This window comes from Kribbella sp. NPDC026596 (genome assembly GCF_040638415.1).
Classification (GTDB): Bacteria; Actinomycetota; Actinomycetes; order Propionibacteriales; family Kribbellaceae; genus Kribbella.
The window spans coordinates 148357-173918 of the sequence record NZ_JBEZYF010000011.1 but is presented as its reverse complement, the minus strand read 5'-3'; the positions used below and the strand labels follow the sequence as shown (position 1 = coordinate 173918).

Below are 25562 nucleotides of genomic sequence, written 5' to 3'. Positions count from 1 at the left end.
TTAACTCCCGGCCTTCCCTCGTCGCTCCAGTCGCTTCGCTCCCTCCACTCCTCAGTCCAGGCCGGGAGGCCCCATGACGCCGGCCTTCGTCGTACGGCGGATCGGTTTCTACGTTCTGATCTGCGCGATCACGCTGTTCTTCGCCGTACCCATGCTGTGGATCGCGTCGGCGCCGCTCGATGCTTCGCCGGGTCTCGGCGTGCAGTGGCCGGACTGGACACTGGAGAACGTGCGCAAGACCCTCGAGCACCCGTACGCGATGCACTCGATGGTCAACTCGCTGCTGATCTGCGTGACCACCGCAGTTGCCGTGACTGCCTTTGCCGCGTTGGCTTCGTACGCGTTGTCGCGGGTCCGGATCCCCGGCCGGGACGCCCTGCTCTACGGGTTGTTGCTGCTGTCCTCGGTCGTCACCGGGACCGCCGCGATGGTGCCGATCTTCGTGATGATGTTCCAGCTCGGGCTGATCGACTCCCGGTTCGGGGTCGCGCTGGTGATGACCGGCGGGCTGTTGCCGGCGGCAATCTTCATCCTGAAGGACTTCGTCGACGCGGTGCCGAAGTCGTACGAGGAGTCGGCCCGGGTCTTCGGCGCGTCCACGGGTCAGATCCTGCGCGACGTCGTACTGCCGGTGGCACGGCCCGGCCTGGCCACGATCATGGTCTGGGCGTTCGTGAACTCCTGGGGCAACTTCCTGGTGCCCTTCCTACTCATCCGGTCGATCGACAAGCAGCCCGGCGCGGTGCTGATGCAGACCCTCACCGACGAAGGCGGCAGCGTGAACCTGCAGGTGCTGCCGGTCTTCTCACTGCTGTTCTCGATCCCGGTCGTCGTGCTGTACCTGCTGGTGAACTCGCGGTACGGGTTCCGCTTCCATGGAGGGATCAAGAGCTGATGGCGGGCATCGACATCGAAGGCCTGGCGACCGTCTACCCCAACGGCGTACGCGCCGTCGACGGGCTGGACCTGCACGTGGCCGACGGCGAGTTCTTCGCCCTGCTCGGCCCGTCCGGCTGCGGCAAGACCACGCTGTTGCGGACGATCGCGGGCCTGGAGTCCGCGACCGAGGGCAAGGTCCGGATCGACGCTGCCGACGTGACCCGGACCGAACCGGGCAAGCGCGGCGTCGCGATGGTCTTCCAGGACTACGCCCTGTTCCCGCACATGAACGTGGCGGAGAACATCACCTACCCCTTGAAGGTACGACGAGTTGCTCCCGCGACCCGTCTCGCGGTCGCCGAGCGTACGTCCGGCGAACTGTCCTTGCAGGGTCTGCTCGAACGCAAGCCCGGCCAACTGTCGGGTGGTCAGCAGCAGCGGGTCGCACTGGCGCGCGCGATCGCGTCTGAGGGCAAGGTGCTGCTTCTGGACGAGCCGCTGTCCAACCTGGACGCGCGGTTGCGATTGGAAGCGCGGACGTTCCTGAAGAAGCTCCAGCGCGACCTCGGCATCACCACGGTCTTCGTCACGCACGACCAGGCGGAAGCATTGGCCCTGGCTGACCGGATCGCGGTCATGGAGGCCGGCAAGCTCCGCCAACTCGGTTCGCCGCGCGAGGTCTTCGCCCGGCCCGCCAACACCTTCGTCGCCAACTTCATCGGCTCCACCCCGATGAACCTCCTCCCCGGCACCGTCGCCTCCACCACCTCGGATGCACGCCCGAATGGCTCGGCCCCCGAAGGTGCGGTCGGCTCGGTCTCGGTGGCCGGCGGCTCGTTGCCCGCGACAACCTTCTCCGCACCCGCCGGGGCCGAGGTGACCGTGGGCATCCGCCCCGAGTACCTGACCCTCGCCAAGGGCGACGTCACCGGCCCGGTCCTGCGTGGCTCGGTCGTGGTCGCCGAGAACCTCGGCACCCAGTCCCTCGTCAGCGTCGACTGCGACGGCACACTGGTCGGCGTCACCGTCCCGGAAGAGGACGAACCCGCCCCCGGCACCGCAGTCGTCCTCACCGCCCACGCATCCCGAGTCCTCCTCTACGACCGAGACTCCGGCAACCTCCTAGCCCGCCAACCCGTCCCGGTCAGCTGATGCATCTCACAACGCCTCGTACCCGCCTACCGATTACGGTCGGCTGATGGCTGTCACGACGTACCGCCGGGTCTGGACCCTCGACGACCGCGCCGAGTCGGTCTGGCATTCGCTCCCTGTCGACATCCCGGCCGACTGCCCCGGACTACTCGTCACCCTCACCATCCCGCCGGTCGAGGGCGCCGTCATCGACATCGGCTGCGAGGGTGCGGCCGGGTGGCGCGGCTGGTCCGGCGGCGCGCGCCAAACCTTCGCGATCACCCCTACCGCGGCAACCCCCGGATACCTCGCAGGCGAGCTCGAACCCGGGACCTGGTGGGTAGTCCTCGGTCTACACCGCATCCCCATCGAGGGCGTGGAACTCATCATCGAAGCCGTCACCGGCCCGGTCGCGGAGATCCCCGGCCTAGCGTCGTACGCCAACCTCACCGCGGCCATCGCCGTACCGCCTCGCCCACCACGCCGATCCCTGCCCGCATCCTCCGGGCTGAAGTGGGTAGCCGGCGACTTCCACGCCCATTCCCTGCACTCCGACGGCTCCACGCCCATCGCGAACCTTGCCGCCCTCGGGGTATCCGCCGGACTCGACGTACTAGCGGTGACCGACCACAACACTGTCGCCCACCACCTCGAACTCCCCTCGCTCAGCAAGCGCTTCGGCATCGGCTTGATCCCCGGCCAAGAGGTGACGACCGACACCGGCCACGCAAACGCCTTCGGCGACATCGGCGTCATCGACTTCCGCCGCCCCGCCGCCACCTGGGTCACCGAAGTCGCGCGCCGCGGCGGCCTGCTCTCAATCAACCACCCACTAGGCGGCGACTGCTCCTGGCGCCACCCACTCCCCGAGCACCCACCCCTAGCCGAGATCTGGCACTCCTCCTGGCTGGACCACACCTGGGGCGGCCCCATCGCCTGGTGGCAAGCCTGGGGCCTCGAAAGCACGACCCCTATCGGCGGCAGCGACTGGCACAACCCCACGTCGCTAACCCCACCCGGCACCCCCACCACTTGGATTGCCGTGGACGCCGCCGCCGAAGGCCCAGACGAACTACCCACCGCCGTACTCGAAGGCCTAGCCGCCGGCCGAACCGCCATCTCCTGGTCCTACACCGCCCCCGTCCTAGTCCGAGCCGACGACCAACTAATAGCCCTAGGCGCCCCCAACACCCTGGTCATCTCCCCCGATGGCACCCGCCACCCCATCAGCGGCGACCACCAAGCCATCCCCGCCTCCCCAGGCCCCCACATCCTCATAACCCACACCGGCAACTTCCTAGCCACCTGCACCTAACCCACCACCCCGCCCAACGCCGACCCGCGCCAGCGCAGATAGCAACAACCTGCCGCCCGCACCAAACGCAGACCCAACGCCGGCCCGAACCAGCGCAGAACGCAAGCCTGGCGGACCCACCAGCCCTACCACCCCTCACACCAGCCGACCGCTCCCGCCTGCCACCCAACTCGCGCGCGCGATCCGACCGACCACCACCGCACGGCCGCCCACACACCCCACCAGTCCGCCATCAGCCCGCGCGATCCGACCGTCCCAGCACCACCAGGCGACCGCCTCATGACGACCCAGCGTCGCCCCAGCACCACCCGGCGACCGCCTCATGACGACCCGACGCCCGACCGGAGCACCAGACGACGCGTGATGGCGCGGACCGGCAGATGCACCGGCGCCTGCCGTGGCGAAAGGGCGTGGAGGACCGGCGCCTGCCGTGGCGAAAGGGCGTGGAGGAGTGGAGAGTGCAGACTGACGAGATGACAACCGGACGACCGCAGGTGATCGTCGTCGACGCCGCGAACGTGATCGGCTCCCGCCCCGACGGCTGGTGGCGCGACCGCCCCGGCGCAGCCCGCCGCCTCCTGACGAAGCTCGCCGTACTCCAGCGCCACCTGCAGGAAACCACCGACATCATCGTCATCCTCGAGGGCGCCGCCCGAGCCGCCGTCTCCGGCGACGACGCCCCTGACACCGGCACCCTCCGCGTGGTCCTGGCCCCAGGCTCCGGCGACGACACCATCACCGCCATCACCGCAGAGTCCACAGCCCAACCGCACAACCCCGAAGTCACCGTAGTCACCGCCGACCGGGGCCTCCGCCAACGCACAGACCCCACCGGCGCCACCTCCACCGGCCCCAACTGGCTCCTAGACCAACTCGACCAGCTCTAGCCACCACACACGCCAGCCAGTTGGCTATCTGAGCGCATACCAACCAGATGGTTGCTTGGGCGCAGACCAATCAGTCGGTACCCGCAGCAGAGCAAACCCATCCGGGCAACTGCGGCACGAGGTAGCAGCGATCCGTTGCGACCGCGACGCCAGATCACAGCCCACCGCGCCAACTGAGACAGCTGGCGACTGCCCGCCCTGGGTTCAGTCGAGGAGCCAGCCGTTGTGTTCGGCGATCTGTACTGCGTCGGAGCGAGTTCGAGCACCCGTCTTGCCGATCGCTGACCACAGCCGCGTGCGTACCACACGCTCGGACACGTCGAGCTTCCGCGCCATCAACGCGACGGAACCACCTTCACGAGCCGCCCGCAGCGTGTCGGTCTCGTCGTCGTTGAGCGGCGTCTCGGAGTACTGGAGCGTCTCGGCCGCGAGGTTGGCGTCGACCACGCGCAGCCCGAGGTGCACCCGTCGTACCGCATCCGCCAGCTGCGGCGCCGGACTCCCCTTCAGGGCGAACCCCTTCGCACCCGCATTGAGACCACGCCGCAGATGTACCGGACGCCCGTACGTCGTCAGCATCACGACCCGGCACTCCGGCATCAACGTACGCAACTCGGTGGTCACCGTGATGCTGTCGCTCCCCGGGCCGGCGGCGTCGAGCAGAGCGACGTTCGCGCGATGCCGTTTCGCGGCACCCACCACGTCGTCGGTTCTGTTGAGCTCGGCAACGATCTCCAGATCGCGTTCACGCTCCAGACTGCTGCGGAGCAAGCCACGGCTGAGGATCTGGTCATCGACCAGCAGCAGCCGGATCCGGTCGGGCAAACGGGCCTCCGAGGTAACCGTCCGGACGCCGGGGAAGTACGTCCGGGAGGAATGAGCAGGACTCGGTTCCAGATCATGAGGCTCGATCACAGGCCCCGTCCACATCAACGCGGCATCTCTACCAGATTGCGACCAGATCGCGACCCCACCAGAACCACGCCGAACCCACACACCCAAACACCACCCGCCGCGGCCGCGCACCTGAGGTCAGGTCGGCGCACCTCATGTCGGGTAGCGGGGAGGTTTTCGTACGTCGGGTTGCGCGCTCCCGCAGTCGAGTCAGAGGGGGCCGGCGCGCGACCTGGCGGTGAGGGTTGGGTGGACGACGAGCAGGTGGAGTTGGAGGGATACCTCGATGGTTACGGAGGTGGGAGTTGGGGTGCAGGCGGTCAGGTGGACCTTGTGGATGGCGGCAATTCGGGCAGCGACGGCGCAAGGAGCGGTAGAGCTAGGGGCGGCGGCCCTGGCCGATCCGGTCGCGCTTGAGGCCGTGGTTCCGGTGGTGGCGCCAGTCGATCCAGTCGCGCCCGGCGCCGTGCTTCTGGTGGTGGCGCCAGACGGTCCAGTTGCGCTCGGGGCGGTAGCGCCGGTGGCGGCGCCAGTCGATCCGGCCGCAGCCGGGGCCGTGGCTCCGGTGGTGGTGGCAGGTCCGGTCGCAGTCGGGGCCGTGGCTTCGGTGGTGGTGACAGAGCCGGCCGCGGTGGGACTGGTCGCGTTCAGAGTCGTGGCGCCGGAGTTGGTGGTGGATGGGTCAGCGACGGGTTCGGCGTTTAGGGATTGGGCGGCGCTTAGGGCTGTTAGGTCGGCTGCGGTGGTTAGTTTGTGGCGGGCTGTGGAGATGGCGGACCAGAGGGTCGCGGCGGTGAGGGCTGTGATGAGGAGGACGGCGGCGAAGAGGGAGTGGAGGGTTGCGCTGCCTCTTTCGTTGTGGGTCATGGGGTTTCGTCCTGGGTGGTTGGTTCGGATTGGACGGTCGCGTGGGCGGTGAGGTGAGCGGGGGCTAGGGCTGAGAGGAGTGGGGGTTTGTGGGCGGGGGCGGTGGTGACGGTTACGTGGATGTCGGGGCCTTCGCGGGTGATGGTGATATCGCCGGTGGGGATGGTGCGATGGCCGATTGCTTTGGCTTCGTCGGGTGGTTCGCCTCGGGCTACTGCGCGGGCTACGTCTCGGGCGGCGTCGATGCATTGGATGTTGAGGACGACCAGGCCGATCGACCAGATACCTAGCAGGAGTAGCGAGAGCAGTACTGGAAGGGTGATCGCCAACTCAGCGGTGACAGCTCCACGGTCCGACGGCTGAGCTCGCGCAGCGGACGCGTCGCTAACGCGCTCGGTGGTGTGGGTGGTGGGGACGGCGCACTTGCGTACGGCCGGATGCGCCGTACGGACGGTTCGGTCTGTTGGGGTGAGTTCCGCAGTGCGGCCGACGTCGTGCGGAGGGGTACGGCTGGCGTCGTTGGGAGCGGTGGTGGCGATGAGGGTGTTGGGGAAGCGCATGGTGGCTCCGGGTGTGGGGGGCCGATCTGGGGTGGGCTCCGAGATGCGGGCGGCTGGTCGGGTGGGCGCGGGCTGCGGGAAGGGCGACCCAGTGGGTCCGGGACGCGGACGGCCGGTTGAGTGGGTGCGGGCCACGGGAAGGCGACCCAGTGGGTCCGGGCTACGGGAAGGGCGGTCGAGTGGGCGGCTGGGGTGGGGCGGCCGGTCGGGTGAGGGGTGGGCCGACCGGCCGCCGGGGGAGGGGTTAGAGCTGGACGCCTTCTACGCCGGCTAGTTGGAGGGCGTAGTTGATGAGGGCTTTGAGGGCGTTCATCATGACGTCGGATTTGAGGAGGGCTACGAGGATTCCGCCGAAGCCGCAGGCTGCTACGACGCTGATGGCGTACTCGGCGGTGGCGGCGCCGCGTTGGGTGCGGGGGTAGCGGGTGGGGAGATGGTTGCGGATGGCTACTAGTGCCTTGGACATTTGATTTACCTCCGTGGTGGCAATCGGTTGTTCGGATCACTCATTGACAACATGCCGTTGTGAGATGGCCTTTTTTATAAGGAGTTTCGGGCTGTGGATGACGGCGTCAGGGGTGGAGGAGGTACGGGATCAGGGCGTCGGCGATGGTGGGGACGATCGAGAGGAGGATGAAGGCGGGCAGGAAGCAGAGGCCTAGCGGGAGGGCGGAGCGAGACTCGGCTGCGCGGGCTTGTTGGTCGGCGGCGTGGTGGTGGGACTGGCGGGTGTCGTCGGCTAGGTGTTCGAGGGTTTTGGACAGTGGTGCGCCTGAGCGGATCGAGCGGTCTATGGCTCGTGCTACGGGGGCGCAGGCTGGTTCGGAACGTAGGTGGGACCAGGCTTCGGACGGGTCCGCGCCTAGGGCGAGGTGGTGGGCGATCTTGCTGAAGATCTCGGCCAGGGGGCCGGGGACGGCGGTTGCGACGAGGTTGAGGGCTTGTTGGGGTGGGCGGCCGGCGCGGAGACATGCGGTGAGGAGGTCTACGGCTAGGGGGAGGTCGCGGGTGATCTGGGTGGTGCGTTGTCTGGTGGCGGCTGGTTCTAGGCGGGATAGGGCGCGAGGGATTGCGTAGAGGGCGATTGCTGCAGGTGCGAGGCCCCACGGGAGTCCGATCAGGAGGAGTGCGCCGATTGCGGTGATGAGTGCAGCGAGGCGGTGGGGGCGTGGGGTGTGGGGGCGCATACGGCGGGGATTCGTTGTGAGGCGGCGGAGGTTGGGGTGGGGCGGGGTTAGTAGGTAGGTGGTGATCGCCAGGGCTGTTGCTGCGGAGAGAGTCGCGGGCATGGGTGGTGACCTCGGAAAGCTTTGATGGCCAGGCGCGGAGAAGGTCGTTGGCCTGTGGGGACCCTCGGAAGGCTGTGGTGGCCAGGGCCGCGGAGAGGGTGGGGCTGCGGTGTTGGAGGTCAGGTGGGGGGTTTTGAGAGGTGGGTTGTCCAGTGGAGGCCGAGGGTGGTGAGGGTTAGGCCTGTGGCTAGGCAGAGCCAGCCGGCGGGGGTGGCGGTGAGGAAGGTGAGGGGTTTGGCGCCTAGGGAGTAGCCGAGGGCTATGCCGAAGATGGGGAGGGCCGCGAGGATGCGGGCGGTGGAGCGGGCGCCTGCGAGGCTGGCTTCGGTTTGGCGGTGGATGGTCTCGTCGGCTCGGAGGGAGTCGGCTAGGCGTTCGGTGAGTGCGGCGAAGGCGGCGCCGGATTCTTCGGCTACGCGCCAGGCTGCGGATAGTGCGCGGAGACCGGTGGCGCCTGGGGATTCTGCGGCCAGTTCGAGGGCGCCGGGTACGTCGCCGCCGAGTTTGGCTGCTGCGTGGGCTACTTGGAGGTCGGGGCTGATGGAGGCGGCGCCTTCCAGGGCGTCGACGGGCGGGCGGCCTGCGGTGAGGTCGGCGGCTAGGACGTCGAGGGCTTCGATGATTTGAGTGCGGCGTGCTGTGGCTGCTATTCGGCGTTGGTGTTGGGTGCGTTGGCCGGCGATAAGGGCGAGGACGACGCCTATGGCGATGGTCGAGACGAGGAACTGTGCTCCGAGGAGCAGGACGAGGATCGCGGCGACCGGCGCGAGCGGGATGACGCGGCCGAGGCCGGCCTGGCGGACGAGGCGGGCAGGGTTGGCGAGGCGGGCGGGGCTGGCGAGGCCTGCGAGTGGTCGATGACTGGCTGGCGACGGACGGGTGGGTCGTCGGTTGTCGGGGTCCTGGAGCGGCGCGCTTAGGCGGTGTAGGCCGCGGCCTGGGTGTGGGAGGAGGAGAGCGCTGGTGAGGAATACCAGCAGGCCGGAGACGAAGGCGGCGGTCATGCTGCACTCGCCGCGCCTGGCTGCGGATGAGAGGTGGTGAAGCTTTGGGCGGATGGGTGGAGGGTTGTAGTGGCGTTGGGGTGGAAGGTGACGGCGGGGGTGGTGGCTACTTGGCCGTCGGGGCGGCGGGTGAGTGTGTGGATTTCGGTGATTCGGCGGGTGCCGTGAGGGTCTCGGGATAGGTGGATTACGGCGTGCACGGCTGAGGCTATTTGGCTGTGGATGGCCTCTCGAGGGAGGCCGGCGAGGGCGCCTAGGGCTTCTAGGCGGGCTGGTACGTCGGCGGCTGAGTTGGCGTGGATGGTGCCGCAGCCGCCTTCGTGGCCGGTGTTGAGGGCGGTGAGGAGATCTACTACTTCGGGGCCGCGGACTTCGCCGACGACGAGGCGGTCGGGGCGCATGCGGAGGGCTTGGCGGACCAGCTCTCGGAGGGAGATCTCGCCGGTGCCTTCGACGTTCGGTGGTCTCGCCTCGAGGCGGACTACGTGGGGGTGGTCGGGGCGGAGTTCGCCTGCGTCCTCTACCAGGACCAGGCGCTCGGATGGGTCCGTCAAGGAGAGCAAGGAGTTCAGGAGGGTGGTTTTGCCTGTACCGGTGCCGCCGCTGATGAGGAAGGCGAGGTGCGAGTCGAGGAGGTCGCGGAGGATCGGCGTACCGGATGGGGGTAGGGCGCCGGCGGCGACGAGGTCGTCGAGGGTGAAGACATGGCGGGCGGGGACGCGGAGGGACAGGCAGGTGCCGGGAGCCGCGACGGGGGCGAGGATGGCGTGGAAGCGGGTGCCGTCGGAGAGGCGGACGTCGACGTACGGCGTGGCGTCGTCGAGGCGACGGCCTGCGGCGGCGGCCAGGCGGGTCGCGAGGCGGCGGATCGCGGACTCGTCGCCGGTGCGGACGAAGACGCGTTCCAGGCCGCCGCCGCGGTCTATGTAGACCTCGTCGGGGCCGTTGACGAGGATGTCGGTGATGCCTGGTTCGGCGAGGAGGCTGTCGAGGGGGCCGGCGCCGAGGGCTTCGCGGCGGAGGGCGGTGACTACGGCGAGGACCATCGCGTCGCCGCAGACCGTACCGTCGGCGCGGAGCGCGGCGGCGACGTGGGCGGGGGTTGGTTTGGCGCCGGTGAGTGCGAGCGTGCCGCGGACGCGGTCGAGGAGCTCGGCGGACACCGCGGCACCATCGAAGGAAGCTGAGGCAAGGCGATTGGTCATGCGGATTCCGATCCGAGCGAGATGAAACAGGCAGCGGTTGTGCGGGGTCCGATCCGGGCGAGGCAGGCAGCGGTTGTGCTGTCCTAGCCAAGCGAGGTGGGACAGGCGGCGGCGATGTGGTTCCGATCCGGGCGGGGTACGGCTGGCGGCGGTTAGGCGGCTGTTGATTGGCGGAGGGTGAAGAGGTCTAGGAGGTTGGTGGCGGCTTTGGCCAGGGGGCCGCGGGGGCGGGGGTCGAAGCGGCCTTGGTCCATGGCTGTGGGGAGGTCGCGTTCGAGGCCTACTGTTGTTGCTAGGGGCAAGGAGAGATGGGTGGCGACGTCGGCGGCGGACAGGCCGTGCGGGCGGGATTCTCGGGCGACGACCCGGAGGTCACCGGCGACAGCGCGTAGCGGGCCGACGAAGCGTTTGGCTGCGGCAACCGAGCGGACGTCACACGGGACGACAAGCAGCGTCGCCGCGGCGCGGATGAAGCCCTCCTCGACCGCCGGATCCGCCCGGCGAGGGAGATCGACCACGACGAGATCGCTGCTGCGTTGGGCTGCGCCGATCACCGAGCTCATCGTGTCGGGTGGCAGGACGGTCACGTCGGATTGATCCCAGGACAGGACCGCGAGGCCGTCGACCGAAGGTAGGGCGGAGCGCAGAGCGGCGGCGCTCACCCGGCCAGACGCGTTGAGGAGCTTGGGCCAGCGGTCGCCCGGATCACGCTCGATACCGAGGGCCAACTCGATCCCGCCACCCAGCGGATCACCGTCGATCAGCATCGTGCGGAAGCCGCGTCGATTGCCGAAGACTGCGACGGCCGACGCAAGTGTGGTCGCCCCAGCTCCCCCGCATCCGCCGACGAAGGCGAGCGTGAGAGCCGTTCGGACAGCACCGTCGACCGCGTCCGCCAGTTTCCCGGCGAGCACAGACTCGTCGTCAGGCAAGCGCAGCACCGCATCCGCGCCGACGTCGAAGGCACAGCGGTAGAGGTCATCACCGTCCAGGACGGAACCCACCACGACGACACCCGGTCGGGCGGCGGGCTGCGCACGGGCCAGCGGCTCGGCCAGATCCCGGCCGACCACGACCAGCGAACACGAGTGCCAGCGACGGCGGACGCCGACCAGGTCCGGCTCGACCACCGGCGTGATCGAGGCTGCCGCCGCCAGCCGGAGCAGGTCGTCGAGCAGGATCTCGTTGGTAGTTGCCAAGAGCACCGAGGTGGGAGGTGAAGTGTTGTCCATGCCCTAGAACATGCCGTCATCGGACCCGTTCCGCGGACACCACCGAAACCCTGTGGACAAAGGGGTTGTCGGCTTTCCGTCAGCAGCGGGAACCCGCCACGGCGAGGCGGCGACCAACCCGCCGGGAACGGTTACGGTTCCTTTCGAAGCGTCTTTAACTAAATTTCACCGGACCGCTTCCGTCCCAGCTCCGGAGGACCCGCCCATGAGTCGATTACGCATGCTCGCCGCCACGGCGTCCGTCGCCGCCACCGCCCTGATCGCCGCCGCCGGCGTCTCGCTGGCCACCCCAGAAGCAAGCACCGCCGCGGCTGCGACCAGCGGCGGCGTCAAGACGGCGTACTTCACCCAGTGGGGGATCTACGCCAACGCCTTCTATCCGAAGAACCTGATCACCACCGGTGCCGCCGGGAAGCTGGACTTCCTGAACTATGCGTTCGCGAACATCCACCCGACCGACCACACCTGCTTCATGGCCAACAAGGCCGCGTCCCAGGACGAGAACAACCCGAACGCCGGTGACGGCGCCGGCGACGCGTTCGCCGACTACGGAAAGTCGTACGGCGCGGACATCAGCGTCGACGGGGTCGGTGACGTCTGGAACCAGCCGATCCAGGGCAACTTCAACCAGCTCAAGAAACTCAAGGCGAAGTACCCCAACCTGAAGATCCTGATCTCGATCGGCGGCTGGACCTACTCGAAGTACTTCTCCGACGCCGCCTCGAGCGACGCCAAGCGGAAGGCCCTCGTCAGCTCCTGCGTGAACATGTTCCTCAAGGGCGACCTGCCGGTGGTCGACGGCTTCGGCGGTCCGGGCAGTGCGGCCGGCATCTTCGACGGGATCGACATCGACTGGGAGTACCCGGGCTCGCCGAACGGTCACGTCGGCAACCACTACAGCGCCGCCGACAAGCAGAACTTCACCCTGCTGCTGGCCGAGCTACGCGCGCAGCTCGATGCCTACGGCAACCAGACCGGCAAGCGCTACTACCTGACCGCGGCGACACCGGCCGGCCAGGACAAGATCTCCACGATCGAGACGAACAAGATCGGGCAGTACCTCGACTACAACAACGTCATGACGTACGACATGCATGGCGGCTGGGAGGCCACCGGGCCGACCAACTTCCAGGACCCGCTGTACACAGCGCCCAACGACCCGAGCAACCCGATCCCACCGGGCCAGGGCAAGTACTCCGTCGACGCTGCCGTGAAGGCGTGGACGACCGGTGATTCGGCGTACGGCATCCCCGGTGGGTTCCCGGCGAGCAAGCTGACCATCGGTTATCCCTTCTATTACAGGGGATGGAAGGGAGTCCCGGCCACGGCCAACGGCAAATACCAGACCGCGACCGGACCGGCCGATGGACACGGTCTGAGTGGCAACGTGCCCGGCGTCTCGTTCTACAAGGAGCTCACCGGCTTCGTGGACAACCCGTCGATGTCGTACTTCGACGACGCCACCAAGTCCTCGTGGTTCTACAGCAACGGCACGTTCTGGTCCGGTGACAACGCCCAGTCGATCAAGGCCAAGGCCGACTACCAGCACTGCAACGGACTGGCCGGCGCAATGATGTATTCACTCGAGGCGCTGGATCCGAACGTCACGCTCTTCAACGCCGTCGTCAACTCGGTCAACGCCGACACCCCGGGTTGCAGCGGCCCACCGACCACCCCGCCCACCACGCCGCCTACCACGCCGCCGACGACACCCCCGACCACCCCGCCCACCACTCCCCCGACCACGCCTCCCACCACACCGCCGACGACGCCTCCCACGGCCACCCCGTGGGCGCCGAACACGGCGTACGCGACCGGTGCACTCGTGTCCTACAACGGCGTCACCTACAAGTGCATCCAGGGGCACACCTCCCTGACCGGCTGGGAACCACCGAACGTCCCCGCACTCTGGGGCCGGGTCTGATCACGTACCGCCCACTGATCGGAGCATCATGAAACGCATCTCTCTGGCGATAGCAGCCATTACCGCGGTGGTCATCGCACTGCTGACCGCACAGGCGGCCAATGCCGCAGGAGTCACCGCAGCCTTCACCAAAGTGTCCGACTGGGGTAGTGGCTTCGAAGGCAAGGTGACCGTCACCAACGGCACCACCACTTCGCTGAGCACCTGGTCGGTCGCACTGGACTTCCCGTCCGGCTACACCGTCAGCAGCACATGGGACGCCACCCACACCAGTAGCGGCCAGACCCACACGTTCACCCCGCCCAGTTGGGCCGGACCGCTCGCACCGGGCGCCTCGGTCAGCTTCGGCTTCAACGGGAGCCCGGGTAACTTCCCTGGGCTCGCAGCCTGCCGACTGAACGGCGGCTCCTGCTCAGGCGGTGGTGGCGGCACCGTCCCGGGCGCACCGACAGGCCTCTCGGGTACGGCGTCCTCGAGCTCGGTAAGCCTCACGTGGTCGGCCGCATCGGGCGCAACCAGCTATAGCGTCTACCGCGACGGCACCAAGGTCGGCAGCCCGACCGGTACGTCTTACACGGACTCTGGTCTCAGCGCGAACACGACGTACAGCTACCAGGTCAGTGCGTCCAACAGCGCCGGCGAGGGCCCGAAGAGCGGCAGCATCTCGGTCAAGACCACCACCGGTGGCGGGAACACGGGGAGCGCGAAGGCAGCACCGTATCTCTACATGGGCTGGGGTGACCCGCCGAACCCGCAGACCGTCATGAACGCGACCGGGATCAAGTGGTTCACCATGGCGTTCATCCTGTCGTCCGGCGGCTGCAACCCGGCTTGGGACGGCAGCCGACCGCTGCAAGGCAGTGCCGACGCGAACGCGATCGCCCAGATCCGCGCGGCCGGCGGCGACATCGTGCCGTCGATCGGTGGCTGGAGCGGTAACAAGCTCGGCCCGAACTGCGGTACGCCGGAGGCCCTGGCCGGCGCGTACCAGCAGGTCATCAACGCCTACAACCTGAAGGCAATCGACATCGACATCGAGAACTCCGACGAGTTCGAGAACGAGGCGGTCCAGGACCGGATCCTGAACGCGCTGAAGATCGTCAAGCAGAACAACCCCGGGATCCAGACGATCCTCACCTTCGGCACCTCGACCACCGGCCCGAACTACTACGGCAACCGGCTGATCGAGCGGTCCGCGGCACTCGGCGCGAACATCGACATCTTCACGCTGATGCCGTTCGACTTCGGCAGCGGCAACATCTACAACGACACGGTCGGCGCCTCCACCGGCCTGAACAACAAGCTGAAGTCCGTCTTCGGCTGGACGACCTCGCAGGCCTACGCCCACCAGGGCGTCTCCGGCATGAACGGCCTGTCCGACCAGCAGGAGATGACCACCACGGCGACCTGGCAGAACATCACGAACTGGGCCAAGTCCAACGGCCTGGGCCGGCTGGCGTTCTGGTCGGTGAACCGTGACCGCGGCTGTGCCGGCGGCGGTGTGGTCTCCAACTGCAGCGGCATCGCGCAGCCCGACTGGGAGTTCACCCGGATCACCGCGGGCTTCTGAACAAAGTACGGCGCCGTGCGGGAACCTCCCCGTACGGCGCCGTGCCGCGTCAGCCGGCCTTGATCGCGTCGATGATGAGCCCGTTGCGGGCGTTCTGCCCGAGCGGAACCGAGGGGTGCAGTCCATCCCGCAGGTACATGCCCAGCCGATTCGGCTTGGCGGCCAGGTGCTCGGCCCAGTGCACGATGCGGAGGTTGTCGTACCGGCGCTGTGCTTCCGCGAGCTGCAGGTTGATCCAGGCACTGTTGCGCTGGTCGCAGACCTGCACCGCGGGGCCGTGCGCCGTCCGCGCCGCCTGCACGTTGACCCAGTAGACAGTCCGCTCGTCGCCGACGATCTGCATGGTTCGGTCGACCTGAGCGGCGACCGCGGGCGGCGTGAAGATGTCGTTGGAGCCGACCGACATGAGGATCCGGTGCGGCAGGCCGTGGTCCTGCGCCCAGGTGTCCAGAGCGTCGACCGCCGGGGTGACCGGGCGGCCGGCCCAGTTGTGCACGGCGACGCTGATGCCGAGCTTGGACAGCTGCGTGGCCAGCGCCAGCCCGTCCTGGACCCCGATGCTGTCGCCGAACATGAAGACGCCGTCGGTCTCGCGGGTCTTGCGGACCTGGGACTCGTTCGAGATCGCGCGGGCCTGCCGCTCCCAGGCGCCGAGGACGCCCGAGCCGTAGTTGCCCAGCGAGGACATCCCGGCCACCGACTCGGCCGACGCAGCTGTCGCCGACGCGACCGTCGACGCCGCCGCGGCCGTACCGGCCGCGAACAGCATCCGACGGCTCGGCCGGAACGAACTCAGACGCTTCCTCACGGAGGAAAGAGTGCGGGGGAAAGCCCTCTCACTGCAAGTCGACACCAAGAAAATTGGACGAACGCTACGGAAGTCACTGCCCCCGACGTCAGGTGGACGTTACCGGCCGGGACCGGACGAACGTCCGGAACCGTTCGGCCGCCGGCGTCAACTGCGTCCGCAGCCGCCACGCCATGCCGATCTCACGGCGGGCCTGGACACCGGCCAGAGGAATGGACACCGCGCCGCTGTCGGTCCCCCGAACCGCGCCCGACGGCAGGACCGCCACCCCGAGTCCGGCACCGACCATGCTGTCGATCGTCGCCAGGTCGGTTGCCTCGAAGGCCAGCCGCGGTGTGAAGCCCGCCGCGCGGCAGAGTTCGTCGGTCACCCGCCGGAAGCCGAAGCCCGGTTGCAGCCCGACGAAGGCCTCGTCGGCGACTGCCTCCAGCTCCACCCGATGCCGGGAAGCCAACGCGTGCCCCTGCGGGACGTGCAGACAGAGCCGCTGCCGCTCAAGCAGGTGCCAGCCGAAGCGCTCCGGGTCGGGCCGCGGCGCGACGATGGCGATCTCGGCCTCACCTGTCTCGAGGTCCTGGACGATGTCGTGCGCCGGCTCCTGCCGGAGCGCGAAGTCGATACTCGGCGCCACCGCGCGGAACGCCTTCAGCAGGTCCGGCATCAGACTGGTCGCCACCGAGTGCAGGAACGCGAGCCGGACCGTCCCCGACTCGGGGTCGAGCAGCGCGTCGATCCGCTGCCGCGCGGCGTCGACCGCCGCCGTCCCGGCCCGGGCCGCCTCCAGCACGAGCCGCCCGTACGGATTCAGCCGCACGCCACGGTGCTCACGCTCGAACAGCGGGACCCCGAAGGCAGCCTCCACCCGCCGCAGCGAGCGGGACAGATTCGGCTGGCTCGTCCCGAGGACAGCCGCCGTCTCGGTCAGGTGCTCGGTCTCCGCGAGTACGGCGAACCACCGCAGGTCCTCGACGTGCATGCGATAAGTGTATCGATTACTACTGAGATCGACATTTTACGTATCGCACAAGCCGTGCCACTGTCGAAGACATGCACAAGTCCGTCGCCCTCGAGCCCGGGTACCTGCCCGGCGATCCGGAGTACCGCAAGCTCTCCATCGCTCTCTTCGCGGCCGGCCTGGCGACGTTCGCACTGCTTTACAGCACTCAGCCGCTGCTCCCCGAGCTGGTCGACGCCTTCCACGTCTCCCCCAGCCAGAGCGCCTTCACGGTGTCGTTCGCCACACTCGGGCTCGGCATCGCGCTTCTGATCGCCGGTCCGGTTTCCGAGGTCATCGGCCGCACCACTCTGATGCGGTGGTCGGTCGCGGCCACGTCCGCCTTCGCCCTGCTCAGCGCGTTCGCTCCGACCTGGCACACGCTGCTCGCTCTGCGCGGACTGCAGGGCATCGCCATGGCCGGGCTTCCCGCGGTCGCGATGGCCTATCTGCGGGAGGAGGTCCACGCCGACAGTCACGCGCGAGCCAGTGGCCTTTACATCGCGGGTACGGCGGTCGGCGGAATGGCGGGCCGTCTCATCGCCGGAGGGCTCGCGGATGTCGGCGGGTGGAGGTTCGCGTCCGGCGGGATCGCGGTCGTCGGCATCCTGTGCGCCACCGTGGTGTGGCTACTGCTGCCGGCGTCGCGCAACTTTCGCCCGAGCTCGGCGAAGCCTCTACAGCTTCTGGTACTGCGGGATCCCGCATTGCTCACGCTCTACGGCATTGCCGCCACCGCTGTGGGCGCGTTCGTCGCCGTCTACAACGGTGCGGTCTTCCGGCTGTCCGGAGCGCCGTACCACCTGAGTGCCGGCGCCGCCGGGCTGGTCTTCTGTGTCTATCTCCTCGGATCCGTCGGCTCAGCAACGGCCGGGGCGCTGGCGGATCGCTACGGTCGCCGCGCCGTCGTGCCGGTCGGCTGCCTGATCACTTTGGCCGGCGTGGCGATCACGCTGGCCGCACCGCTGCCGCTCATCGTGCTCGGGCTCGCACTGATGACCGCGGGCTTCTTCGCGATCCATGGCGTGGCCAGCGGCTGGGTGCCTGTCCGAGCCCACGCCAGTGGCGGCAGTACGGGCCAGGCATCCAGCTTGTACCTCTTTTCCTTCTACCTGGGCTCCTCCGTCTTCGGAGGCCTGGCAGGTACGGCGTGGAGTCACGCGGGCTGGAGTGGAGTCGCATTGGAGGCCGGAGCGTTGTTCCTCGTCACGCTGGTGCTCGCCGTACTGCTCAAGAGCGTTCCCAGCAAGGTGCCAAACTAGCCAGGTGACCAGAGCAACAGATGCAGCCGATCAGTTGGGGCTCAGCTACGAGGTGACGCGGCACGGCCGGGTGAACTCGCTCGAGGAGGCCGCTGCCGCGCGAGGGATCGAGCCGGCCAGGCTGATCAAGACGATCGTGGTGCGGCTGGCCGACGACGACTACCGGTTCGTGCTGGTGCCCGGCGACCGGGAGATCGCCTGGCCGAGGCTGCGCGCGCTGCTGGGCGTCAACCGCGTCTCGATGCCGGACAAGGACACCGCGTTCGACGTGACCGGCTACGTCCGCGGCACGATCACTCCGCTCGGCAGCACGCACGCCTGGCCGGTGATCGCCGACGACCGGATCACCGGCACGATCTCGATCGGCGGCGGCGACCACGGCGTCGGCATCACCGTGAACGCCGACGACCTGGTCAAGGCCCTCGGCGCCACGGTGGCCGACGTCACGGACTAAACCAAGAGCCCTCGCTGACCTGCGCGAAGGCCGGCCTGGAAGCGGGTCGTGGCATCCAGAGCTTTGAGGATGCGTTGCATACGGCGTTCGACTGTGCGTTGGGCTACGCCTAAGCGGCGGGCTATTGCTTGGTCTGTCAGGCCTGCCGCCGCCAGCGAGAGTAGCTGGCGATCCTCGGAGGTCAACGGACCTTCGGTGGCGGATGGCGTCAGCGGGGTCGCCTGTTGCCACAGAAGTTCGAACAGGCGCACCAGCGCGTTCAGCAGACTCGAAGGCCCGAGCTCGACAAGCACGTCCGGACTCGTCGGCAGCAACGCCGTACGCCGGTCGACCAGGACCAACTTGAGCGGGACATCACGCAGCATCCGGCAACCGACGGACCGCGCCGCGGCCACGTCGGCCGGCTCGGAGAGCGACCTCATGTCGTAGACGGTTCGATAGGACACTCCATGCGCCCGTCGTGGCTCGATCGGCAGCACGACATACGGAGGCCGATCGAGGAGCAGCACCTCCTCCTGGGCAGTCAGCTGCGCCTGGAAGAAGCGTTGGGTCACGGCCTCACTGCCACGAATGACGGTCAGCAACCCGGCGTCGTCCCGGTGGAACTCCGAGGTGAGGACCGACGCGCCCAGCCGAGCCTCCACGATGGCTGCCTGCTTCCGCAGCGCGAGGAGCTCGACGGCGGCCTCCGGCACGGCAGGGAGGTAGCGAGCCGGACGGCCTGGTGTGCGGAACGCCAGGCCGAGGGACAGCAAGGAGCGTAGGTGCCGGCCGACGCGGGTGGCCGGCCAGGCGGTGTCGTGGGCCAGATCAGTCGTCGTGGACTCCGGGCGGGCCAAAAGCGCCCGGTAGAGCTGCTCGTCCTCCGAGCAGACACCGAGCGCCTCCAGCACCGGAGCCGGTCGATAACTGTGCATGTCAGGGCAACGCGTGAACGTGCGCGCCGACCTGGTTGGCGAACTGGCTGCCGTTCAGCGCGTCCCAGTTGGTCGACCAGGTCATCGCACCGCGCAGTGTCGGCCACGTGGTGCTCGGCTTGAAGTTGCCGCAGTTCGTGCCCTTGGTCAGGCAGTCCAGCGCGTTGTTGACGATCGCCGGCGAGACATAACCGCTCCCGGCCGCCCGCGACGATGCGGGTACGCCGAGACCGACCTGGTCGGGCCGCAGTCCGTTCTGGAGCATGATGCAGGCCTGGGCGGTGATGAAGTCGACCGTGCCTTGCGAGTAGACCTGTCCGTCGCAGCCGTTCATCGAGCCGGAGTTGTAGTACTGCACGTTCACCACGGTCAGGATGTCCTTGATCGCCAGCGCGAGCTTGAAGTACTCGAACGAGGTGCTCTGCATGTCGATCGTCTGCGGCGCCATGGCGACGATCAGCCCGCTGCCCAACTGGCTCTGCAGACTGTGCAGCGCCTGACCCAAGTATTGCGCGTTGACGCCGTTCTCCAGGTCGATGTCGATCCCGTCGAAGCCGTACTCGCGCAGCACCGAGAGCGCACTGCTCGCGAAGTTGGCCGCGGCGGTCGGGTCGGCGACGGAGATGGTGCCGTTCTGGCCGCCCACCGACAGGATGACCTTCTTCCCGGCCGCCTGCTTCGCCGCGATGTCGGCCTTGAACTGGGCAACGGTGTAACCGCCCAGTCCGGCGCTGTCGAGGTTGAAGGTGATGCCACCGGGCCGCGACGGATCGGCGTCGGCGAAGGCGACCGCGATCAGGTCGTACGCCGCCTGCACGTCGGAGATGCGCTGCACCGTCGCGCCGTTGTTGAAGTTCTGCCAGTAGCCCGTGACCACGTGCTTCGGCAGCGGTCCGGCCGGCGGGTTCGTCGGTCCGCTCGAGGTGGTGCCCGACACGGTCGCGCCGTACGGCGAGCAGTTGCCGCTCGGGTCACACGTCCGCACCTTGAAGGAGTACGTCGTACTCGGGCTGAGGCCGGTGGCGGTCCAGTTGGTCACGTTGCCGATGCTCTGCGCCGCCCCGGTACCCCGTACGACGTCGTAGTGGTCGATCCCGTTCGCGTCGGAGGCGGCGGACCAGTTGAGCTGCAGCGAGCTCGACGTCGGACTACCGACAGCCAGACCGCCCGGAGTCGACGGCGGAGTGGTGTCCGCGGTCCCACCCGGTCCATCCAGTACGACGTCATCCACCTGGTACGGCGGGAGTGCGTACCAGCCATGCAGATAGATGGTGACCGACGTGGCCGAGGCACTCGTGGTGAAGGGAACGGTCAGCTGGCTCCACGTACCACTGGTAGTCCAGGTGCTGGCTCCACCGTCGACGCCCAGGTAGACGTTCGACCCTTTGACCCAAGCCGACAGCGTGTACGCCGTATTGGGCTGCACCGGTATCGACTGAGAGCAGCGGGCGATGTCGCCCGAGCTGGGACTGGCTTGGAGCGCGTAGGTCCCGGAGTGCGGGGCCGACGTTATGACGGCGCCGGCCGGACAGGACCATCCGGACAGCGAGCCGCTCTCGAAGCCGGCGTTGGTGACGAGGTTGGTGGCGGCGGATGCGGCTCCGGGGGTCAGCAGGAGACCGATGAGAACGACGAGCAGGCTGGTGATGACCGCTGCCTGGGGGCGGTACGCAGGCGGTTTCATGACTTACAAAGTGTGACCACTCAATTACATTGTCAAGACCCTGCATAAAGTGAGCACGCTCTCACGCTCGAAAAAGCTGAGAAATGTACAGGTCTTTACAGAGGGGACCTGGAGGAGGAAAGGCGACGGCCCCCGGCGGGGGGGTGACCGGGGGCCGTCTTCGGCCACGGGCTCGGGGGGAGGAGCCGGGGGCCGTTCAGGAGGCGACAGTCTGCCACTGTCAGGGGGTATGTACCCCCCGAAAACGGATCTCACACATCTCAGTTCGGTTGCGAACCGGACCCGTTTGATCCAGGCGTCAGAACCGCCGATCAGGCGCTCCCAGCCAGTGTCACTGTCACACTGCTCACCAGTCTAACGGGATACCGGCCCACGCAAAAGCCCGGGTCCCTCGGCGTTTCTTCCGGCTGCCTATGCTCGACCTCATGGAGCACCCTGGGACCGCCCGATCGGCCGCCTTCTTCGATCTGGACAAGACCATTATCGCCCGCTCCAGCACGCTCGCCTTCTCGCGGCCGTTCTACGCCGGCGGGCTGATCAACCGCCGGACCGTGCTCCGCAGCGCCTACGCCCAGTTCGTCTACCTGCTCGGCGGCGCCGACCACGACCAGATGGAGCGGATGCGCGAGTACATCTCCGCGATGTGCACCGGGTGGGACGTCCGGACGGTCCAGGCGATCGTCGCCGACACCCTCGACCACATCGTCACGCCGATGATCCACGACGAGGCGGTGGAGCTGATCGAGCAGCACCACGCGGCCGGCCGGGACGTGGTGATCGTGTCCTCGTCGGGCGCCGAGGTGGTCGAGCCGATCGGGGCGATGCTGGGCGCCGACAAGGTGATCGCCACCCGGATGATCGTTGCCGACGGCAAGTACACCGGCGAGATCGCCGACTACGCGTACGGTCCGCAGAAGGCGGCCGCGATCCGCGCGCTGGCCGCGGCCGAGGGCTACGACCTCGAAACCTCCTACGCCTACTCGGATTCCGTCACCGACGAGCCGATGCTGGCCGCTGTCGGCCATCCGTACGCGGTCAATCCGGACAAAACGCTGCGCCGGCTGGCGATCGCCCGGGACTGGCCGGTGCTCGATTTCAGCGAGCCGGTCGGCCTGACCGAACGGTCCCGTCTCCGGCAGGTACGACGTCCCGTGGTGGCTACCGTCGCGGTCGCCGGACTGGCCGCCTGGGCCTTCTTCCTGGCCACCCGCCGGCGCACCCGGCCGGCCGCGCACTGACCTCTGACGACACTCGCAAGTAGCCTGGAAAGCTGAAGGTTGCTTCATTGTTCTCAACTCCATGAAGGCCGCGCATCCCCTTCCCAGGAAGGGTTTTCAGGAGTACAAAGGAAGCACAAGGATCTTCGGATCCGGTAGAGATTGCACGGCAGCCAGGCACCCACGCGGCGACCAGCCCATCCCAAACGGGCAGCGCGACCCAGGCCAGTCCTGTGGCGGCAAACCGGTGCACGCATGGTAACCCGGATGGCGTGCCAGCGACGGCGTTCTCAGTTGAGAGCGCCGTTCGCACGTCCGCACAAAGCTCAGTCGGAGACGGCGAGCGGCGAGCGTTCGGCACCCAGTGACACGACCTCACACGACCGCAGCAGCCAGTCACGGACTCCGGTCAAACCTCGCGCTGCGTAGTCGCCGAGCGCCGGCGCATAGGAGCTCGCCAACTCACAGTGACCGACCTCGGGCACGGTGACCGCGACCGGGTCGATGCCTCGGGCAACCAACAGGCAGCGTTCGGCGGCGCGGGCAACCAGTCCGTTCGCGGTCGGGAAGGGGCGCAGGATGGCGAGTTCCGCGTGCACGACGGCCGCGACGACCAGGCCGGGCGCCGCGGTCGGGCGGGTCAGGTTCTGGGCGAGAGCGCTCAGCCGCTCCCACATCTCCTCCGCCGACGGCGCCGGCGGCAGACCGGGGATGTCGTCCGGCACCGGCTCCCGGCTGGTCCGCAGATGGCCCAGTTCCTCGTCCGGACCCAGGTCGACGGCGGCCAACTGGTGCAGTCTGGTCCATACCTGCACCGGGTTGGTGTCCACCCGCGGTGCGAGACCCATTAGCTCACCGGTCATCCGGACCGCGCCGGAGGCCAGTCCGTCGGCAACACCCCGCCGTACCTCGTCCAGCGTCGCCGGGCTCCCGGCCAGGACGGCGGAGGCGTGGGCGCCGAGCAGCAGGGCCTCGGCGGTGACGTCCGAACCCACCCTGCGCAGCCCGCGGTCCCGGAGCAGGACATCGACCGCGTCCCGGGCCGCCCGGGCCGCCGATCCGACCCCTTCCAGACCGGCCAGTGGCTCGAACACATCTCTACTCATGACTGCACCCTAGGATGACGTGGCATGGCGCTCGGCACCGTCCCCAAGTTCAGCATCGTGATCCCCTGCCATGCCTCCCGGGCGTGGCTGCGACCCTGCCTGGACTCGGTGCTGAGCCAGTCGTTCACCGACTTCGAGGTGATCGGGGTGGACGACGCCGACTGGGACGGCGTCGGCCGGATCCTCGACGAGTACGCCGCAGCCGACCCGCGGGTGCGGGCACTGCACCTGGACGAGAACGTCGGCCTCGGTCTGACCCGGAACGCCGGGCTGAAGGAGTGCCGCGGCGAGTACGTCCTGTTCCTGGACGCCGATGACCTGTACCTGCCCGGCTCACTGGAGGCGATCGCGCGCCGGATCGAGGACACCGGCCAGCCGGACCTCGTGCTGTTCGACTACGAGCGGACCTTCTGGGACGGCCGAGTGGTCGGCAACCGGCGGCACGACGCGTTCGCCCGGGAGGGCGCCGGGGTGTTCACCGCGGCGGAGCGGCCGATCTTCCTCACCTTCCTCGAGGTGGTCTGGAACAAGGCTTACCGCCGTGGCTTCCTCGACCGCCACGGGTTCGGCTTCACCGCGGGGTTCTACGAGGATGCACCGTGGACCTACTCGACCATGCTGACCGCCGAGCGGATCGCCACGCTGGACCGCGTGGTCGTGCACTACCGCCAGCACCGGACCGGCGGCAACATCCACGCCACCGCCGGCCGCAGGCAGTGGGACATCTTCGACCAGTACGACCGGGTGCACGCGTTCATCCAGTCCGATCCGGACCTGACCGGCTGGCGCCGGTTCGCGTTCGACCGTTCACTGGACCACATCCTCGCCGTACTCGCGAAGCCGGAGCGACTCGATCCGGATGACCGGGCCGAGTTCTTCCACGCGGCGCATGCGTTCGCCAAGCGCTGGAAGCCCGACGGGTACACGACGGACCGGACCGGACGCGGGTTCAAGCGCTGGCTGCTCATCCACGACGACTATGCGACGTACTCGACCCTCAAGCTCAGCGCGAGAGTCCTGCAGGTCCAGAGTCCGCGCAAGACCGTCGGCAAGCTGCTGCGGCGCGGCAAGCTCGACCCGAACCTGGCGGCGTACACGGCCTACTGGGGCAAGCAGTTCGCCTGCAATCCACGGGCCATCTACGAGAAGGCGGCCCAGCTGGCGCCGAATCTGCGCGGAGTCTGGGTCGTCGACGCCGACCACCTGAGCGCGATCCCGGAGGGAGTCGAGTACGTCGTCGCGGACTCACCGGCGTACCAGAAGCTGCTGGACCGGGCGACGTACTTCATCAGCAACATGAACTGGCCGAAGGAGCTCGACAAGCGCGAGGGCCAGATCCACCTACAGACCCAGCACGGTACGCCGCTCAAGACGATGGGGACCGATCTGCGGCACTTCCCGGCGGCCGCGAAGGACCTGGACCTGGACGAGCTGATGCGCCAGACCGACCGGTGGGACTTCAACCTGTCCTCGAACCGGTACTCCTCGGAGATCTGGGAGCGGACCTACCCGGCGTACTTCGAGGAGCTCGAGTACGGCTACCCGCGGAACGACCGGCTGCTCACGGCGACGGTCGACGACGTCCGGGCGATCCGGGCCTCACTCGGGTTCGACGACTCGCACCTGGTCGTGCTGTACGCACCGACGTTCCGCGACGGCGTCGACTCGGTCCGGACCCCGAGCGGCCTGGTCGACCTCGGCGGGGACGGGATCCACCTCGACCTGGACGAACTGGCGACGGCGGCCGGTGCGCACGCCAGGGTGCTGGTGCGGACGCACTACTCGTTGTCGAAGGCACCGGAAGCGCATTCCGGCGCGGTGATCGACGTGTCGGAGCATCCGCGCGTCGAGGACCTGATGCTGGCGGCGGACGTGCTCATCTCGGACTATTCGTCGATCACCTTCGACTATGCGAACCTGGACCGCCCGATTGTGCTGCTTGTCGACGACAAGGGCTTCTACGACGGCCGGCGTGGGACCTACTTCGACGTCACCGAGTTCCCGCCCGGGCTGATCGCGCGGTCGGCCGAGGAGCTGCACACCGCCTTGCGGACCGGCGCGTTCGCGGCACCGGAGGCGGCCAAGCACCGGCAGCTCTACCGGGAGAAGTTCTGCGAGTACGACGACGGCCGCGCGGCCGAGCGAGTGGTACGGCGAGTGTTCCGCGGCGAGACCGACGTACCGGCGATTGTGCCGCTGGGAGACCGGCGACCCGCACCCTCGCCGTACTTCATGCATAATGGCTGACATGTCGATCAGCCTGGAGTCCCGGAGCGCCCTGCGCCTGCGGTCCAGCCTGCGACGACGACGCACTGTCTGAACACCTCAGCCTGTTCCAGTCGCGTCTCCCCTGAAGGACTTCA

General features: G+C 68.2%; 23 protein-coding genes. 10 read left to right on the top strand and 13 right to left on the bottom strand.

Annotation, left to right across the window (positions count from 1 at the left end):
• Nucleotides 1-73 precede the first annotated feature (73 nt).
• From AB0E63_RS12190 to AB0E63_RS12175, 4 genes are all read left to right on the top strand, one after another.
• Entirely contained in the window at nt 74-895 is an 822-nt protein-coding gene (locus AB0E63_RS12190) for a carbohydrate ABC transporter permease (protein WP_360364574.1), read from the top strand.
• The gene (locus tag AB0E63_RS12185; protein WP_360364572.1) at nt 895-2031 is read left to right on the top strand and encodes an ABC transporter ATP-binding protein; all 1137 of its coding nucleotides are present in this window, start codon (nt 895-897) and stop codon (nt 2029-2031) included. The genes AB0E63_RS12190 and AB0E63_RS12185 overlap by 1 nt, the downstream gene beginning before the upstream one ends.
• Before the next feature lie 46 nt (nt 2032-2077).
• Entirely contained in the window at nt 2078-3325 is a 1248-nt protein-coding gene (locus tag AB0E63_RS12180; protein WP_360364570.1) for a CehA/McbA family metallohydrolase, read from the top strand.
• A 473-nt stretch (nt 3326-3798) separates the two neighbouring features.
• On the top strand, nt 3799-4212 hold the full coding sequence (locus AB0E63_RS12175) for a hypothetical protein (RefSeq protein WP_360364568.1): 414 nt from the start codon (nt 3799-3801) through the stop codon (nt 4210-4212).
• A 204-nt stretch (nt 4213-4416) separates the two neighbouring features.
• Here AB0E63_RS12175 and AB0E63_RS12170 read toward each other — a convergent pair whose 3' ends face one another.
• The 8 genes from AB0E63_RS12170 to ssd form a co-directional block, all read right to left on the bottom strand.
• Entirely contained in the window at nt 4417-5037 is a 621-nt protein-coding gene (locus AB0E63_RS12170) for a response regulator transcription factor (protein WP_360364566.1), read from the bottom strand.
• Between the two features lie 279 nt (nt 5038-5316).
• The gene (locus tag AB0E63_RS12165; RefSeq protein WP_360364564.1) at nt 5317-5973 is read right to left on the bottom strand and encodes a pilus assembly protein TadG-related protein; all 657 of its coding nucleotides are present in this window, start codon (nt 5971-5973) and stop codon (nt 5317-5319) included.
• Nucleotides 5970-6533, bottom strand: a complete 564-nt coding sequence (locus AB0E63_RS12160) for a TadE family type IV pilus minor pilin (RefSeq protein ID WP_360364562.1) — start codon at nt 6531-6533, stop codon at nt 5970-5972. Before AB0E63_RS12160 ends, AB0E63_RS12165 begins: the two co-directional genes overlap by 4 nt.
• A 244-nt stretch (nt 6534-6777) precedes the next feature.
• Complete coding sequence (locus AB0E63_RS12155; RefSeq protein ID WP_360364560.1) at nt 6778-6999, bottom strand: DUF4244 domain-containing protein; 222 nt, start codon at nt 6997-6999, stop codon at nt 6778-6780.
• Nucleotides 7000-7105: 106 nt separating this feature from the next.
• On the bottom strand, nt 7106-7822 hold the full coding sequence (locus AB0E63_RS12150; RefSeq protein WP_360364558.1) for a type II secretion system F family protein: 717 nt from the start codon (nt 7820-7822) through the stop codon (nt 7106-7108).
• 119 nt (nt 7823-7941) lie between these two features.
• On the bottom strand, nt 7942-8826 hold the full coding sequence (locus tag AB0E63_RS12145; RefSeq protein ID WP_360364556.1) for a type II secretion system F family protein: 885 nt from the start codon (nt 8824-8826) through the stop codon (nt 7942-7944).
• Entirely contained in the window at nt 8823-10031 is a 1209-nt protein-coding gene (locus AB0E63_RS12140) for a TadA family conjugal transfer-associated ATPase (RefSeq protein ID WP_360364554.1), read from the bottom strand. The genes AB0E63_RS12145 and AB0E63_RS12140 overlap by 4 nt, the downstream gene beginning before the upstream one ends.
• A 152-nt stretch (nt 10032-10183) precedes the next feature.
• Nucleotides 10184-11263: a septum site-determining protein Ssd gene (ssd, locus tag AB0E63_RS12135; protein WP_360364552.1), complete on the bottom strand. Its 1080-nt coding sequence runs from the start codon at nt 11261-11263 to the stop codon at nt 10184-10186.
• A gap of 205 nt (nt 11264-11468) precedes the next feature.
• Between ssd and AB0E63_RS12130 the strand changes: the two genes are divergently transcribed.
• Together AB0E63_RS12130 and AB0E63_RS12125 are read left to right on the top strand one after the other, a co-directional pair.
• Entirely contained in the window at nt 11469-13187 is a 1719-nt protein-coding gene (locus AB0E63_RS12130; protein ID WP_360364551.1) for a glycosyl hydrolase family 18 protein, read from the top strand.
• Between the two features lie 28 nt (nt 13188-13215).
• Complete coding sequence (locus AB0E63_RS12125) at nt 13216-14757, top strand: cellulose binding domain-containing protein (protein ID WP_360364549.1); 1542 nt, start codon at nt 13216-13218, stop codon at nt 14755-14757.
• A 49-nt stretch (nt 14758-14806) separates the two neighbouring features.
• Here AB0E63_RS12125 and AB0E63_RS12120 read toward each other — a convergent pair whose 3' ends face one another.
• Complete coding sequence (locus AB0E63_RS12120; protein WP_360364547.1) at nt 14807-15565, bottom strand: hypothetical protein; 759 nt, start codon at nt 15563-15565, stop codon at nt 14807-14809.
• An 88-nt stretch (nt 15566-15653) separates the two neighbouring features.
• Complete coding sequence (locus tag AB0E63_RS12115) at nt 15654-16541, bottom strand: LysR family transcriptional regulator (protein WP_360364545.1); 888 nt, start codon at nt 16539-16541, stop codon at nt 15654-15656.
• Nucleotides 16542-16612: 71 nt separating this feature from the next.
• On the opposite strand from AB0E63_RS12115, the gene AB0E63_RS12110 reads away from it, so the two are divergent.
• Together AB0E63_RS12110 and AB0E63_RS12105 are read left to right on the top strand one after the other, a co-directional pair.
• Entirely contained in the window at nt 16613-17821 is a 1209-nt protein-coding gene (locus tag AB0E63_RS12110) for an MFS transporter (protein ID WP_360364543.1), read from the top strand.
• Between the two features lie 4 nt (nt 17822-17825).
• Nucleotides 17826-18275 carry a YbaK/EbsC family protein gene (locus AB0E63_RS12105; protein WP_360364541.1) on the top strand — a complete coding sequence of 150 codons (450 nt, stop codon included), beginning with the start codon at nt 17826-17828 and terminating at the stop codon, nt 18273-18275.
• On the opposite strand, the gene AB0E63_RS12100 is transcribed toward AB0E63_RS12105, so the two are convergent.
• Together AB0E63_RS12100 and AB0E63_RS12095 are read right to left on the bottom strand one after the other, a co-directional pair.
• On the bottom strand, nt 18272-19192 hold the full coding sequence (locus AB0E63_RS12100) for a helix-turn-helix domain-containing protein (RefSeq protein ID WP_360364539.1): 921 nt from the start codon (nt 19190-19192) through the stop codon (nt 18272-18274). The genes AB0E63_RS12105 and AB0E63_RS12100 overlap by 4 nt on opposite strands.
• Before the next feature lies 1 nt (nt 19193).
• Nucleotides 19194-20876 carry a glycoside hydrolase family 18 protein gene (locus AB0E63_RS12095; RefSeq protein ID WP_360364537.1) on the bottom strand — a complete coding sequence of 561 codons (1683 nt, stop codon included), beginning with the start codon at nt 20874-20876 and terminating at the stop codon, nt 19194-19196.
• Nucleotides 20877-21301: 425 nt separating this feature from the next.
• Between AB0E63_RS12095 and AB0E63_RS12090 the strand changes: the two genes are divergently transcribed.
• Nucleotides 21302-22114 (top strand): HAD-IB family hydrolase, encoded by an 813-nt coding sequence (locus AB0E63_RS12090; RefSeq protein WP_360364535.1) that lies wholly within the window; start codon nt 21302-21304, stop codon nt 22112-22114.
• Nucleotides 22115-22419: 305 nt separating this feature from the next.
• Here the strand turns inward: AB0E63_RS12090 and AB0E63_RS12085 are convergent, their stop codons facing one another.
• Nucleotides 22420-23199 (bottom strand): cell filamentation protein Fic, encoded by a 780-nt coding sequence (locus AB0E63_RS12085; RefSeq protein ID WP_360364533.1) that lies wholly within the window; start codon nt 23197-23199, stop codon nt 22420-22422.
• A 24-nt stretch (nt 23200-23223) separates the two neighbouring features.
• On the opposite strand from AB0E63_RS12085, the gene AB0E63_RS12080 reads away from it, so the two are divergent.
• Nucleotides 23224-25446 (top strand): CDP-glycerol glycerophosphotransferase family protein, encoded by a 2223-nt coding sequence (locus tag AB0E63_RS12080; RefSeq protein ID WP_360364531.1) that lies wholly within the window; start codon nt 23224-23226, stop codon nt 25444-25446.
• Nucleotides 25447-25562: the final 116 nt, after the last annotated feature.